A 12,760-nucleotide genomic window follows, 5' to 3' on the forward strand; every position below is an offset into this window, starting at 1 on the left:
AGCTCTCCCTCTTAATCAATACTCAACTTCAGATGCTCAATGTTGCAGAGGCGAACGTTTCCGCTGAGGTCCTCTATAATTGCGTTATCGGTCCGGTCGTTATATCCCCTATATGTAACCTGCTCTACGAATAGCTCAACGTAAGTTTCATAATGGTGAAATGTTCTGATATCCTCCCGCCCGATCATAAATGGACGAAGCTCCAGTCGCTGTCCAACATGATACCCATACTTACCCTTCTTTTTCATTCTCCAGTTGCTTTAGTTTCTGTTCAACACGATTTGCCCTTTTATCTGCTATCTCCTGCTGCTTAATCTTTATGGATTGATACTCGTTCCCGTACCATTCGGTAGCCATCATGTCAATGGTGTGACCCGGACCTGTTCTGAACGGATTATGACTGAATTCTGTGGTTCCGACTATATAGGACATAATGTATTTTCGGATGACCAGATCAAGGAACAACTGTTGATGGTTGTCTAGAAGAGCACATGAAAGAGATTCAAACTTTTCTTTGATAGCGTTGAACACATCGTTGCCGTTAGGGTAATCTTGTTTGATGCCGATCTGAGATCTCAGCCAAGAACCAAAACCATATCTGTTTTCATCGTACAAAGCGTAGGTGATAGCGATACGTTCAGCTGTGCTCAACTGCATCTTATTTTCTGACAACTTCTCTACCTCAACGCTTTTAATACCTTCAATTACGGCATTGATGTTTTTACATATATCCAGTTCTTTTGCCCGCGCTTCCTTTGATAGGATATTATTCTTTGCCTCTATGTTAGGAGTACTACTATCCGGTTTGGATAGCAATTTACCCAGCAGCCTAACATTTTTGTATGAGCCAAGTGAATGTTGATGATATGATGATATGATCAGTCCCTTCATGATATCAGGTCCTTCCTCGTCGGAGTTTGCAGACCTATAGTCATCGTAAATGTTCAGGACCGGCATCCCAAGATCCCTTAGTTCTTTGATTCTTGTTTTATCCTGTTCACTGGGATGGTATGTTTCGTTGAGAAAGACAATATTCTCGTTTACAGACTTACCGATCTGAATCTCTAGATTTAACATTATCTTGCTTGCGTAACATGCAGGGTTACGGCATATACTTTTTTCGTCGCCGAACAAAAGTGGCTGATTAGATGAATTATACTGGCATGACAGGCACGGCCCAGACTCCTGTTTTAGGGTCTTGTCAGCAAGGTCGAATGGTGCGTCATCAAGATCTACTTCATGACGTTCCAAAATATTGCTTACATTATAGTTATCCAACTTCCAGTTGCTTTTCTCCCTCCAGTTTTCATATGGCTTTATAACATCATTCTGTATGGCTCCGTCTGTCCTGCTTAATTTTAGCGCCAAAGAAAGGCTAACCTTGTTGTCGAGAAACATTTCTTGGATATCTGGTATAAGGTCATTAAGCTTTAGTCTCTTTGCCACATAACTTTCGGACTTTCCTACTTTTATGGCCATATCCTGAATTGATATGCCATTGTTTTCGTTAAGCACTTTGAATGCGCTGGCTTCCTCCATCGGGTGTACATTCTTGCGCTGAAGGTTTTCGACGATCTGTAGATCCAGCGCTTCGGTATCCGTCAGGGATCTAACCACTGCCGGAATAGAGTCAACGCCGGCAATCTTGGAGGCACGGAAGCGTCTCTCACCGCATACTACCTCATATGTATCCGCGAATTGCTCCGATTTTCTTACTACGATCGGCTGAACCACTCCCTTTTCCCTTATCGAATCCGACAACTCCTGGAGATCATTTTCATGGAACGTCTTGCGTGGATTAGTTGGGCTGGCAACTAGCTGGCGTAATGGAATGTTTTTCAGTTCAACCGTGCCCGGTTCCGAGGTCGGCTGATAGGATAGGGGAGACTCCTGTTCGATAGCCTTAACATTGCTCTTTGGCCTTTTCTGTTTTACTTTTTCCGATGGTTTAAGGAGTTCTGTCAGTGCTTCCCCGATCGGCCTAAAATCCCTTTCGAGGGTGGAAGATATTTCGACGCTTACATTGCTTTTTATTAGCCACGAATTGAAGCAGGCAGTTGTTATCAGGCCATCCTTCGGATCGTCTATTTCCACTTTGGTCATTACCTTGCCAAGAAACTCGACAGCCTTACCGAAAGATCCTTTAAACTTACCGTCCATGATCTTGACGGTATCTCCGACCGATGTCTCTTCCCCTGAAAAGTCGGTACCGGTGATTCCCGGGAAGTCGATCGAATCATTTATCTTTTTTAACTTGTCGACTGATGTCATCCTGTTTGATTTTATTATCGTTTCAAGGTCATCGGAGAAAATATCGATATAAATAAAGCCCGTTGTAAGCCTATAAGATGATATGTCGCTTACCACTGCGGTTTTGTCCTTGTTGAGCCCTTTGGTGATCGCCACCAGGTCTCCGATATCGAAAGGACATTGATGGTGATCCGTTTCCGTTTCTTCAGGAAGCTCGGTGACTTTTAACCAACTTTTGTAACATGGGACTGTTTTCTTTTCTCCTTTATCAGACACCTCAATGTCATAGATGGAATTAGTGCCTTCCGTTAATCCGATAACAGTTCCTAGCATTCCTTTAAAATCACCACTCTTCCATGTTCCCGTTGAGATCAATACCGAAGTGCCTGGTTCGAATTTTTCAGGCTGCACCTCATCGAGCCAACTTTTCAGAACCGACGCCTTTGGTCGACTTCCATCTCTTTTTTGGACCTCTACCGTTATAACTCCTTCTTTTTCATCCACTACTATGCCTTTCTCACCTTTATAGGCTCCGAAAGTAATCCACATCAGCTTTTCCGATTTCATCTTTCCAAATCCTTTCTTAAATATTCGGCCATTTGCCAGGCACGGGCAACATATCTGTTCATTGACGTCCTCTTGTCGTCTTCGTGCTTATCTTTGAACTCCTTCAGCTTAATAGGGTCCGTAATCGCTGACAAGCAACGATCATATAGTTTCCTGTTGGTTACATCCATATAGGCGAATGAATCCAGTGCATCGGCTATCTGCCGTTTGTTAGATTGAATGTAGGTGTCCAGCTCTTCTCCTAGGTATTTCTTGATATCAGGCATCGGATCCGGATGGAACATGAACAGACATTCCAGGCTGTCTCCGCTCTCAGTTTCGCAACCGGCCTGGCCATTACTTACTATTATTGTAGCAGCATATGCTATTTTATTTTCTTCAGCGATAAACGTTATCAGATCACTTGGATTGATAAATCTGTATATTCTACCTGTAGTTGCGTTTACCGTATTTATATCCTCTCTCATACTTTAATATTTTTTCCTGTTGAATCACGGCGAATTCGCCGTTTGGATAGTAGTCCTTGTTGAATTTGCTTTCTTCGTACTGGAAAGCAAACTGATCCGGTCTGGGCATGTAGACTTTAGTGAATCGTTCGATAAAGAGCTCACGGGCTATATTATAATCCTGAGCTATCACCCTGACCCAATACTTCCGCATTGGAATATTCGATTTTGACAGATGACCAAACCTGAAAGTGAAATAATAAGTCTTCATAATTTTGGTGGATATAATGGTCCTTCCTCTTTTACCGAAAGGCTCAGGTACTGTGATCCGGCGTTCGTTTTCTGTACCCATCCCGATACTTCGAATTTGGCACCGTCCAGTGTGACGATCTGACCTACATAGTCTGGAGATCTTTCATTCTGTTTGTAAATATTCCGTGCCAGTATTCCCGTTCCGGGATTAATGATCTCTTTGTTCGCATCCATAGCTTATCTCTCCTCGTCGCTCTCAATAAATTCCAGATATTCGATCACTTTATCTTTACCGATATGGGATAGAAGTTCGTGGACACCGTAAAAGCTTACGGCCTTGCTTATGTCGACTTGCACCAATAAGTCACACTCCTCCACGTCTATTAGTTCTACCAAAACAAGTTTAGTGGAGCAGGGCCGCATAGTGGCCCTTACTACCTTTAAATTGACGTCTACCATGATTAATCCTCCAGATCTACGGGGTGCAACAACTTGGTTGCCCATTCAGGTTGGTGCATCTGAATGATACCGTAGTGACCACTTTCGGCAAGCGCTTCAAATCCCGGGTAAAGTCCCTTGTCGACACACTCCCTTATGGTGTCGAGAGCGTATCGATATTTATACTTACCGTTTTCGAGATCTTCAGGAGCCCAGAAGAAAACCGCAGGTAGGTAGGGGGGGACGGTCTGCAACACAATCATGATCGTCACGTTGAATTTCCTGCCGGTCACGTGGCTAGTGACTTCCTGGTACATACCTTCAGATAGCTCATATTTGTATTTGGCGCTGTCGTAAAGAAATTTTCCCATATCGGGGGCAGACGTGGTTTTGAAAGAAATGATCGTGTTAAAACCTATGTTCTCCTCAATGTTGAATGCATCAGGCCTAACCTTAACCTTCAGGCCTGTATTAGGATCCTCTGTGTAAAACGATGTTTCGAATTGAGCACCCCGCAGGATGGCCGGTATTATACCTCCTCCGTAAGAGTAATAATACCGTTTAATGAGTTCGATAATCAATTTGTGTTTTTCCGATATCGCGGTGTACTCGGAAACTTCCTGAAGACAATCGATGTAGCACTTTGCACCATCCAGTTTTTTAACATCAAGACCTTTCTCTGTAACCATTAGCAAGGCCTTCTGTAGTTTTTTTTCGGCTACACCTTTGTAAGTATATTTATTCCAGATAGTACCTTCCCAGAAGGCAACCAATTTGTTGACACCGTCCCAGCTGTTACGTGGATAATTTGGTTCGACAATTACTTTATCGAATTTGTCAGGTTCTAAGAATGCACTATGGCAAAACGTGCCCAATTCAAACGACTTGGATTCTGTCTCTTCGAAGTTGCTCTTGTCGTTCACATAAAAGTAGTAGGCAGCAGGGTTCTTGTGAATCTCTTTCAGCGCGGAGGAGGAGTTGTAAGGAGCTGCCAGGTATCTATCCATTTTATCGGCCACTACCCGGCCATTTAAGGAAAGAGCCTTTAGATCGGGTGTGTATACCGGCCTGTTGTTGCCGTTAAGCACACGCTCCACGAATTCATCAATACCCGGATAATCATCTGGGTTATAACTTAGCGGATTGATCTCCTGATCGATCACCTCAGCATTGCTAAGGTCAAAATTATTTATGTCCATTTTCATTGGGGTTTTTGGGTTATGGCCGGTTGCCCGGCCAATGGGTTAAATGTTTATCTTAAGTGGTTTTATGCTCCAGTTATCAGACTGGCGGGAGTTTGTCCTGTTCTTTTTCTTACCCATATAGGTTATGAGTAGGGGAGTTCCTTTCTGAATTCCATACGCTTCCAGCGCGCCAACTAGCCGTTTGCTACCGTTGGATATAGTTCTGGCATTACCATCGGTAACTTCAATAAAAAATGCACACTCAAGGTCGATTGCTTCCTGAGTTTCCTGATCAAGTACTTTTCTGGTGTCTATCTTATCGAAGAAAACCCGTTTGCTCTCCCCCGGTGTTTCAGGTGTCCAATAGTCAGCCATGAGATCAAATGGAAATGTGTCGGCGGTGGTAAGATCCGGCAGTTGACCGTTAAGGTCCACGATGGATATACCTGTTTCTGTTTTGTTCACAACCGACACTTCTGTTGCCTGGTTCCGGTCGTTTTTCTGGACATTGCCAGCTGTTGTTTTTTCTTTCATTGGGATATTTATTAAGGGTTAAAAAATGCTTGTTATATACTGTAGAAATGCTACCAGACCTATTAGTGTGGACACGCAAACAATCAGTATGAACCAGTCGGGTATATTCCTGAACCAGTCCGGTTTTATTTTAGGCTCTGTCATATCATCCTCCAGTATGGTATAAATGGAATAATCTATGCCGATCTTCCTCAGATCCGCTAGCATATTCAGTTGAAATCTCAGATAGTCCGATGGCTTGGATATCCTGTGTACCATGCAGAACCACTCTGCAAAATCTCCCCTGTTTTCGGGAGCGGGAATAGTTTTGACTTGCGGTTTCCTTTTCATAACAGGTTTATTGAATGATTAAAAGGTTTTCCTCAGATTCGCGCCATGCTTCAACAACTTCATCCGCATGCATGTCCAGGTAATCTGCAATATCTATCATGGATGTGCTCCAACCGATATCCCCAGAGAACGGATTGAACGAAGACGGCATATCAGCGATGCGGTTACATCTTGGTATCAGTCTTTCTATTTCACTTTCTGTTAACGTACATTCACGAAAATCCTCGTCCCCTATCGAGTATTCGATTTCAAGGTTGGTACCGTAGGATGTGTATCCTAAGATTTTAATTTTTGGCTTATTGGATGTTGTCGCTATATTTGCCATAATTTGTGTCCTTTCATTGGGGCATTTATTGGGTTAGTCCGGGGAGGTGGTTCTCCCCGGGCATTTAGTTTCCCGGCAGGTGCCACCGGATTCGCTCTGACCTATACCCCTACAAATCTTTGCGTATTGTTAAACTTTAATTAATTATCTCGCACCTGAAGATCTTTTGTTCCGCATTATCACCTCTGTCTTTCCCGGTACGAACCTTACCAGCTCCGGACGCTTATCCTTGATCCTCTTTATCCTTTTGTTGTGCCAGATAGCGAACTGCTGAATGAACAGATCTACCTCATTGGCATCGGGATCATTTAAGACTTGATCGTTTCTGATTACTTTCATGCTGTTACCTCTTCTTTTTCGTCCTCCAGTCGGTGTATCATGATCACATCCTCTCCGCCTACCGTATCCGTCCAGGTTTCAAAACGGAGATGGTTGTAGTCTTTACTCTTTCTCAGCCTACTGATCACAACCCTTGCGCTTGCACCGGTCTTTAAGTCGAAGGGTTTGCTGTCATCTACCCCGATGGACAGTACCAGATCCTCTACAGAGGGTTGTTTTTTTATTCTTACTATTTCCATATTCATTGTGCATTTTGGGTGGCAGACAGGAAAGGATTCGAACCTCTACCCTCCCGTTATGGGAACCGGATGCTCTACCGTTGAGCTACCTGTCTGTTAGGTTTTCGGGAGCATCACTGCTTTCCTAAACCTGATAATCAACCTAAACCTTAAGTCTTTACAGTACTTATCTGTTGATGATACTGTGTAATATTTCTCATTCGTGATATGCTAAATAACTTCTGTCATTTTTTTGTATTACCTTTGATTTAACTAAAGCAAAGTTGTAAGAATTTTCTAACATTTGCAAGCAAAAAATAAGAAAATTCTATTTATTGTCTACTTGTTAATGGAAAGCACTGAAAATCAGAGACTAAAAATTATAATGGATAAGCTTGGATTTAAGACACAGGCCTCCTTTGCTGCCGCATTAGGCATAAAATCAGGCACTATGTCCGATATATTGAGAGGAAAACCAGGCGTAGGAGTATCGTCGAAGATTAAGAGGGTGTTAGAAAATACTTATAATGTAAGTATGGATTTTCTTGAAGATAACATTGGAGACGTATTTAAAACAGAAGAGCCATCCCCTTCCCTACACAAAATTGACACAGAAAGCAGTAAAGACAAGATTATTCAGTTGTTAGAAAGAACGATATCCGATAAGGATACTATAATCCGAGAAAAACAAAAGATCATTGAACTGTTGCAACAGCAGATCAATATGCTAACAAACTCAAGAGATAAAAGCGTTGGCTAAGCCTAAACACCTAAAAATTGTACACATCAAAAATAAATTTGATTAAACTAAATTAAATCTTACATTTGTAAGAAAAAACTAACATTGGTTTCGTTTAGAAAAGACTAACGTGAAGTGGCTTAAGAAAAAACTTTAATTTTTAACCCTATAAAAAAAAGATGATGTACAGAAATTTACTATTAACAGGATTACTTGCCTCCTTGGTGTTTTTTGTATCATGCGAGGAAGGAAAAATGGAGGACCCAATCCAGGAATGCAACAACGGATTGGACGGTATACCACAAACGTATGTCGGTATAGATGTGTCTGACAATATTGTTAGATGGGACTATAATGAGGGAAAGCCAACGCTTTATCTGAATGGGCCGTTTTCTAACCTAAAAGTGGGTGATCCCATATTAGTGTTCACTCAAAAGGCCGATTCCCTTCGGATAATTCCAAAGGACGTAGAAAACCTAAATGGTGTTTACTTTGATGTGTCAGTTAATGATCTGAAATTGATATCTGAAAATTCTATCGACAGTCTAGCTGGTATTAAAATATTCGAAGATAACCAAAACAGAATAAAGATGCTCGCCGCATGTTATTTAACTAGGTTAGGCGAACGCTAACAGAACCCTATAAATGCCAAAAAAATGAAAGAAAATGCACAAAAACTTGATCAAACCTATGAATTAAGCAATCTTAAAGTTCTGTACAAAAGGGAGTTACAAAAATTGGAAAAAGTGTCGGGGGTTCGAATCCCTCACTTTCCGCTAAACAGCAAAACCAGGCCATAGCGTGGTTTTGCTGTTTTTAGACTTTACGATTTGATCCGATAAAAGGTACAATAACAAAAGATAACATGAACGATTTTGCCTTCAATGCCTGATAACTATTTGAGATATTGAGTGTACAATAAGGTTTTTTTACTCTATTGACCTTGGGTGTTCTTATGATGTTTTTTGGGAGCTCTATCGCGAATTTTAAGTGCTTTTAATAATTCTCTTCTTTTAGCTACGCATAAAAAAATGCTACCCTTTTTGTGTAGAAAGGAAATGACCAATGTGTCGCCATTTTTTGCCATTGCTTGTAATTTGGGGTCTATGATTAAATCACCGCAATGACAATCTTTAGAATTATAGATCATAAGAACAAATAGCAGAGAACAGGCTATTAGCCCATATAGACTTATTTTGCCCAAATTCTTACTTGATGTAGCCGTTTTGTGGTTCATAGTGGAAAACTGGTTGCACAGTAAAATTACAGTTAAGATTCTTTTGTCTCAACAAAGGATTAGTTTTCTCTTTTTCTAGGTGTGATCGTATGTGAATATATGTGCAAATAAGAGAAGTGATGTGTTCTTTGTTGACTGGCCGACGCTCAAACGCGATACAGAATTTAAGATTTTTTTTTCAGCTGACATACTGTTGTCACATGGTCAAAATACTTTTGCTCAAGTAACTAAAAGCAATATATTATGGATACAGTAACATCAGCACAGGTAATTAATAAGGATGCTTTATTAAGGCATTGGCTCGGGCATCGTAATCTAACTCGACGCGTCATTGAAGCTTTTCCCGAGAAAGAACTTTTCGGTTTTTCTATAGGCGGAATGCGTCCATTTTCCCAATTGGCTATCGAATTATTGTCTATAGGCGGCCCGGCAATGGAATCCATTGTAAAGGACGAGCCACTTCCCTATAACGAAGAGGCACTCAGATTAATCACAAAAGAGCAAATACTGGCAAAATGGGACGAACAAACCGACGTTATTACCAGGTACTTTAATCAACTTCCTTTAGAACGGTTTTCGGAAACTTTCAATTTGTTTGGCCAATATGAATTTCCCATTATTGATAACATCTTTTATTTTATTGATAATGAGATTCACCATCGAGGTCAAGGTTATGTATACTTAAGAGCTTTAGGTATAGAACCTCCGATGTTTTGGGAACGTGACTAAGTATTAAGCCCTTCAGCAATCATCTTTGATTTGAAGGGCTTTGCCTTCCTCGTTGATCTTTGCCAGATGTTTAGTCAGCAGAAGCCGAGCTTTTTCTTTTAATGTTGAAGGTTCCAGTATGGTGGCTTTATCCGCGAACATTAGGAACCAGCGTACAAAAGCTTCTTCAACATCGCGCACTTCAAAATTCATGATTACTTTGTCAGCATGTCGTTCTTCCGAAATAAAACCATAAAAATTGCGGTCCCATTGGAGATATCTGGCCATATCTTTCTCAACAGCAAGTTGGACCTTCGTGACCGGTTGTTGCTCCTTCGGTGCCAGGTAAAAGTCCAATGGTTGGTGCTTTCGTTCAAAAGGTAACTCGGTGTTTTTGATTTCTTCTATTCGATCCGTCCTAAATTGCCTATAATCTTTTCTTAAGTGGCAAAAGCCGATTACGTGCCATGAATGATGCTGATGAAAAACACCAACCGGTTCTATGAATCTGCGCATCGCTTCGGGCGCATCAAGTGCCCGATAAAGAAGCTCAACTTGCGTTTTCCGAGCTATACTTTCAAAAAGAGTGGCTAATGCATGTGGCGCTTTTTCACTGAATTTAATTTGCAAAGGTTGCATAACCACTTGCGATTCGATACTTGATACCCATTCCTTATCAACAGTCTTTAATGCGGTTTTTATTTTGTACATCGCCGAAGAGAAATAGTCACGGATGCTTTTATCGCTGAATTTCTGCATCAGTTTTTCAGCCGCTACTAAGCTGGTCGCTTCTTCCTTATTCAACGATAAAGGAGGGAGACGATAACTTTCAATTAAAGAGTAACCAACACCGGCTTCACTATAAATCGGAACACCGGAAATTTCCAGTGCTTTTATATCCCGATAAATGGTCCGTAAGCTTACCTGAAACCGGTCAGCTAATTCCTGTGCTTTGACCACTCGTTTAGACTGCAGCTGAATAAAAATGGCTACGAGCCTATCAAATCGTTTGAAGTTTTCACTATCCATCTTTTGATATTAAATAAAATGGTGGATTTTACTTGCATAGATAAGTAATTTAATCAAAAAGAGGAGTGTAAAAGTAAAAAAGTTGAACTGAGATAAAAAATGCTGTGAATCAGAATAAATATTGGCAAGTAGGTCAAAGCGTAGGGATGTTTTGGCCCATATCGCCTTCAAAATGAGAAAAGGCATTGTGATAATAGAGTTTTTGATAAATAATATTTGTTTATTAAAGAAAATTGCTACCTTTACCACATTATGAGACAAGAGAGTGTCAAATATTTTACCATTGTTATAGCGTAAACTTTCAAGGACGCTATTGTTAGCGCTACCGTTTCGTGTAGCCTATATTGCATACTTTTTATTCTTTTTTGCTTATACACGTACGAGAAAGGTATTAAACCTCACCTTAATCCTTATCGACGGCTTTATCAAATAATCTTGTAAGCGGAGTTGATTTTCGGGGTGTCTAATAAAGTCTATAATTGCTGTTGAGCGTAAACCAGAATAATTGTTCTCAATACATCTTGCATGTATTGAGAATATGTAGAAAGCCTGTGAGGTGCTGATATCTTCGGTAGCTGCACTAGGCAAATTAAATGATTGATAAATTTTTTTGCAATCTTGAAATGGAACAGGAATTAATTCAAACAATTGTTGATTTTTTTAAAAATAATGAGAGGCAAGGACCCGGATGCGAGGAAGCTACGCTAAAAGCATTAGGTTTGGTAAGCGAGAGCCATTATTTTGAACATATACTGGATATTGGCTGTGGAACAGGAGCACAGACGATGACACTCGCACGAAAAACAAATGCACAAATTTTTGCCGTTGATTTATTGGCTGAATTTTTAGATGTGTTGACGGAACGTGCCACGCGATGGGGCTTGCAAGATCGAATAGCTGTACACAAAACATCTATGGACGATCTCCCATTTCCAAGGAATTTTTTTGATATGATTTGGAGTGAGGGCGCAATTTATCATATTGGATTCGAAAGAGGATTGAAACAGTGGGGCACGTTGTTAAAAAGAAGGGGGTACTTAGTGGCGTCCGAGATTTCATGGACAAGTAACGAAAGGCCTCAGTATCTTACCGATTATTGGATGGCAAGCTATCCCGAAATCGATTTGATTTCGAATAAAATGAAATTAATCGAAGATTGCGGCTATATTCCCGTTGGATGTTTTACACTACCCAATGCCGGATGGGACAACTATTACCATCCAATTATCAAACAGGTTGCTTTATCGATAGCTCAACCAATAAATGATTCGACAAAAAAATCGTTCATGGAAACGATCATCGATGAACTTATCATTTACCAAAGATACCGGGAGTTTTATAACTACGTGTTTTACGTGATGCAAAAAAAATGAAATAAAATCGTTTCTAACCTTTTACGGAATCAAGTGCGATTCCGAGAGGATGCCGGCAGCAAGGCTGCGAGTCTTGCTTTTGTAATGCCTCGTTGTTGCAATATGACAATTCAATGTCTCATAACTGAGAAAAATTCTTCAAATTTGTATGATGGGAATTACGAAAGAAACGCAACAAAAGATTGTTGATGCCGCCATTATAGTATTTAATGAAGACTTTTCTGCTCCCTTAGAGCGGGTTGCAGAAAAGTCTTCGATAACTAGGAGAACACTTCATCGCTATTTCAAAGATAGGGAGGCGTTATTGACCTATTGTGAGAAAGACATGCAGCAAAACTGTAAAAAAGCGATGAACGATGCTATGGAAAGTTCAGATGTGCCGTTAAAAAAACTGGAAGAAATGCTTTATGCTGCTATCGACTGTGGCGCGAAATACGCCTTTTTCCACAAACTTCATCACCGTGATGGTCACAGACACAATCAGAATGATCGAAACTGTGCGACTTACGAAGCGATTAACAACCGTTGCCGGCAATTGATTTTGCAGTTACAGGAGGATGGTTATATTAGCAAAAGACTGACAGTGGATTGGGTTTTGGCTTTTTTGACTAGTGTAGTAGCCACGACAATAAATACCGGGCTTTTGGGTAATCAGACGAAGATAAATTTAAAAGAATGTGCTTGGTTTTCATTCAGCAAAGGAATAGGGGTATAAAAAAATTTGCCTATATATGTCTCGATTTTGAGACATTTTTATTGATGATTAATCTCAATAGACATAATAAGTGAAA

Annotated in this window: 18 protein-coding genes and 1 tRNA gene; 5 read left to right on the forward strand and 14 right to left on the reverse strand. The window is 40.6% G+C overall.

Translation table 11 applies throughout. The features are described 5' to 3' along the window. Window positions 1–11: 11 nt before the first annotated feature. The 13 genes from ACH11B_RS14915 to ACH11B_RS14975 all read right to left on the reverse strand — a co-directional run bounded on the left by ACH11B_RS14915 (window position 12) and on the right by ACH11B_RS14975 (window position 6,999). Window positions 12–248 (reverse strand): hypothetical protein, encoded by a 237-nt coding sequence (locus ACH11B_RS14915; RefSeq protein ID WP_377609797.1) that lies wholly within the window; start codon window positions 246–248, stop codon window positions 12–14. Continuing rightward, a complete protein-coding gene (locus tag ACH11B_RS14920) occupies window positions 232–2,817 on the reverse strand; it encodes a ParB/RepB/Spo0J family partition protein (protein ID WP_377609795.1) in 2,586 nt (861 codons plus the stop codon). The genes ACH11B_RS14915 and ACH11B_RS14920 overlap by 17 nt, the downstream gene beginning before the upstream one ends. Next, on the reverse strand, window positions 2,814–3,284 hold the full coding sequence (locus ACH11B_RS14925) for a hypothetical protein (protein ID WP_377609793.1): 471 nt from the start codon (window positions 3,282–3,284) through the stop codon (window positions 2,814–2,816). The genes ACH11B_RS14920 and ACH11B_RS14925 overlap by 4 nt, the downstream gene beginning before the upstream one ends. Next, complete coding sequence (locus ACH11B_RS14930) at window positions 3,244–3,534, reverse strand: hypothetical protein (RefSeq protein WP_377609791.1); 291 nt, start codon at window positions 3,532–3,534, stop codon at window positions 3,244–3,246. The genes ACH11B_RS14925 and ACH11B_RS14930 overlap by 41 nt, the downstream gene beginning before the upstream one ends. Beyond that, entirely contained in the window at window positions 3,531–3,749 is a 219-nt protein-coding gene (locus ACH11B_RS14935) for a hypothetical protein (protein ID WP_377609790.1), read from the reverse strand. Before ACH11B_RS14935 ends, ACH11B_RS14930 begins: the two co-directional genes overlap by 4 nt. Window positions 3,750–3,752: 3 nt before the next feature. Then, window positions 3,753–3,974, reverse strand: coding sequence for a hypothetical protein (locus ACH11B_RS14940; protein WP_377609788.1), 222 nt, complete (start codon window positions 3,972–3,974; stop codon window positions 3,753–3,755). Window positions 3,975–3,976: 2 nt separating this feature from the next. Next, window positions 3,977–5,152, reverse strand: coding sequence for a PD-(D/E)XK nuclease-like domain-containing protein (locus tag ACH11B_RS14945; RefSeq protein ID WP_377609787.1), 1,176 nt, complete (start codon window positions 5,150–5,152; stop codon window positions 3,977–3,979). Between the two features lie 45 nt (window positions 5,153–5,197). Beyond that, window positions 5,198–5,671 carry a hypothetical protein gene (locus tag ACH11B_RS14950; protein WP_377609785.1) on the reverse strand — a complete coding sequence of 158 codons (474 nt, stop codon included), beginning with the start codon at window positions 5,669–5,671 and terminating at the stop codon, window positions 5,198–5,200. 18 nt (window positions 5,672–5,689) lie between these two features. Then, complete coding sequence (locus ACH11B_RS14955) at window positions 5,690–6,001, reverse strand: hypothetical protein (protein WP_377609783.1); 312 nt, start codon at window positions 5,999–6,001, stop codon at window positions 5,690–5,692. Between the two features lie 7 nt (window positions 6,002–6,008). After that, entirely contained in the window at window positions 6,009–6,326 is a 318-nt protein-coding gene (locus tag ACH11B_RS14960) for a hypothetical protein (protein WP_377609781.1), read from the reverse strand. A gap of 144 nt (window positions 6,327–6,470) precedes the next feature. Further along, complete coding sequence (locus ACH11B_RS14965) at window positions 6,471–6,665, reverse strand: hypothetical protein (RefSeq protein WP_377609779.1); 195 nt, start codon at window positions 6,663–6,665, stop codon at window positions 6,471–6,473. Continuing rightward, entirely contained in the window at window positions 6,662–6,904 is a 243-nt protein-coding gene (locus tag ACH11B_RS14970) for a hypothetical protein (RefSeq protein WP_377609777.1), read from the reverse strand. Before ACH11B_RS14970 ends, ACH11B_RS14965 begins: the two co-directional genes overlap by 4 nt. A gap of 19 nt (window positions 6,905–6,923) precedes the next feature. Further along, window positions 6,924–6,999 (reverse strand) — tRNA-Gly (locus tag ACH11B_RS14975). A 269-nt stretch (window positions 7,000–7,268) separates the two neighbouring features. On the opposite strand from ACH11B_RS14975, the gene ACH11B_RS14980 reads away from it, so the two are divergent. The 3 genes from ACH11B_RS14980 (at window position 7,269) to ACH11B_RS14990 (ending at window position 9,588) form a co-directional block, all read left to right on the forward strand. Then, window positions 7,269–7,643 (forward strand): hypothetical protein, encoded by a 375-nt coding sequence (locus tag ACH11B_RS14980; protein WP_377609773.1) that lies wholly within the window; start codon window positions 7,269–7,271, stop codon window positions 7,641–7,643. 158 nt (window positions 7,644–7,801) lie between these two features. Further along, on the forward strand, window positions 7,802–8,254 hold the full coding sequence (locus ACH11B_RS14985) for a hypothetical protein (RefSeq protein WP_377609771.1): 453 nt from the start codon (window positions 7,802–7,804) through the stop codon (window positions 8,252–8,254). An 848-nt stretch (window positions 8,255–9,102) separates the two neighbouring features. Continuing rightward, the gene (locus tag ACH11B_RS14990; protein WP_289552656.1) at window positions 9,103–9,588 is read left to right on the forward strand and encodes a DinB family protein; all 486 of its coding nucleotides are present in this window, start codon (window positions 9,103–9,105) and stop codon (window positions 9,586–9,588) included. A 12-nt stretch (window positions 9,589–9,600) separates the two neighbouring features. On the opposite strand, the gene ACH11B_RS14995 is transcribed toward ACH11B_RS14990, so the two are convergent. After that, window positions 9,601–10,596: a helix-turn-helix transcriptional regulator gene (locus tag ACH11B_RS14995; protein ID WP_377609769.1), complete on the reverse strand. Its 996-nt coding sequence runs from the start codon at window positions 10,594–10,596 to the stop codon at window positions 9,601–9,603. Between the two features lie 623 nt (window positions 10,597–11,219). Between ACH11B_RS14995 and ACH11B_RS15000 the strand changes: the two genes are divergently transcribed. Together ACH11B_RS15000 and ACH11B_RS15005 are read left to right on the forward strand one after the other, a co-directional pair. Then, a complete protein-coding gene (locus ACH11B_RS15000; RefSeq protein WP_013666003.1) occupies window positions 11,220–11,969 on the forward strand; it encodes a cyclopropane-fatty-acyl-phospholipid synthase family protein in 750 nt (249 codons plus the stop codon). A 148-nt stretch (window positions 11,970–12,117) separates the two neighbouring features. Continuing rightward, window positions 12,118–12,684, forward strand: coding sequence for a TetR/AcrR family transcriptional regulator (locus ACH11B_RS15005; protein ID WP_377609767.1), 567 nt, complete (start codon window positions 12,118–12,120; stop codon window positions 12,682–12,684). The last annotated feature ends 76 nt before the right edge of the window (window positions 12,685–12,760 follow it).

Origin of the sequence: Olivibacter sp. EAT-5 (assembly GCF_044784325.1) — a bacterium.
In the GTDB taxonomy this organism is placed as follows: domain Bacteria; phylum Bacteroidota; class Bacteroidia; order Sphingobacteriales; family Sphingobacteriaceae; genus Olivibacter; species Olivibacter oleidegradans.

Coding starts and splice junctions, on each gene's coding strand:
- ACH11B_RS14980 (WP_377609773.1), top strand. CDS start 7,269: ATGGATAAGCTTGGATTTAAGACACAGGCCTCCTTTGCTGCCGCATTA.
- ACH11B_RS14935 (WP_377609790.1), bottom strand. CDS start 3,749: ATGGATGCGAACAAAGAGATCATTAATCCCGGAACGGGAATACTGGCA.
- ACH11B_RS14940 (WP_377609788.1), bottom strand. CDS start 3,974: ATGGTAGACGTCAATTTAAAGGTAGTAAGGGCCACTATGCGGCCCTGC.
- ACH11B_RS14920 (WP_377609795.1), bottom strand. CDS start 2,817: ATGAAATCGGAAAAGCTGATGTGGATTACTTTCGGAGCCTATAAAGGT.
- ACH11B_RS15000 (WP_013666003.1), top strand. CDS start 11,220: ATGGAACAGGAATTAATTCAAACAATTGTTGATTTTTTTAAAAATAAT.
- ACH11B_RS14970 (WP_377609777.1), bottom strand. CDS start 6,904: ATGGAAATAGTAAGAATAAAAAAACAACCCTCTGTAGAGGATCTGGTA.
- ACH11B_RS14995 (WP_377609769.1), bottom strand. CDS start 10,596: ATGGATAGTGAAAACTTCAAACGATTTGATAGGCTCGTAGCCATTTTT.
- ACH11B_RS14960 (WP_377609781.1), bottom strand. CDS start 6,326: ATGGCAAATATAGCGACAACATCCAATAAGCCAAAAATTAAAATCTTA.
- ACH11B_RS14925 (WP_377609793.1), bottom strand. CDS start 3,284: ATGAGAGAGGATATAAATACGGTAAACGCAACTACAGGTAGAATATAC.
- ACH11B_RS14915 (WP_377609797.1), bottom strand. CDS start 248: ATGAAAAAGAAGGGTAAGTATGGGTATCATGTTGGACAGCGACTGGAG.
- ACH11B_RS14950 (WP_377609785.1), bottom strand. CDS start 5,671: ATGAAAGAAAAAACAACAGCTGGCAATGTCCAGAAAAACGACCGGAAC.
- ACH11B_RS15005 (WP_377609767.1), top strand. CDS start 12,118: ATGATGGGAATTACGAAAGAAACGCAACAAAAGATTGTTGATGCCGCC.
- ACH11B_RS14990 (WP_289552656.1), top strand. CDS start 9,103: ATGGATACAGTAACATCAGCACAGGTAATTAATAAGGATGCTTTATTA.
- ACH11B_RS14985 (WP_377609771.1), top strand. CDS start 7,802: ATGATGTACAGAAATTTACTATTAACAGGATTACTTGCCTCCTTGGTG.
- ACH11B_RS14930 (WP_377609791.1), bottom strand. CDS start 3,534: ATGAAGACTTATTATTTCACTTTCAGGTTTGGTCATCTGTCAAAATCG.
- ACH11B_RS14965 (WP_377609779.1), bottom strand. CDS start 6,665: ATGAAAGTAATCAGAAACGATCAAGTCTTAAATGATCCCGATGCCAAT.
- ACH11B_RS14955 (WP_377609783.1), bottom strand. CDS start 6,001: ATGAAAAGGAAACCGCAAGTCAAAACTATTCCCGCTCCCGAAAACAGG.
- ACH11B_RS14945 (WP_377609787.1), bottom strand. CDS start 5,152: ATGGACATAAATAATTTTGACCTTAGCAATGCTGAGGTGATCGATCAG.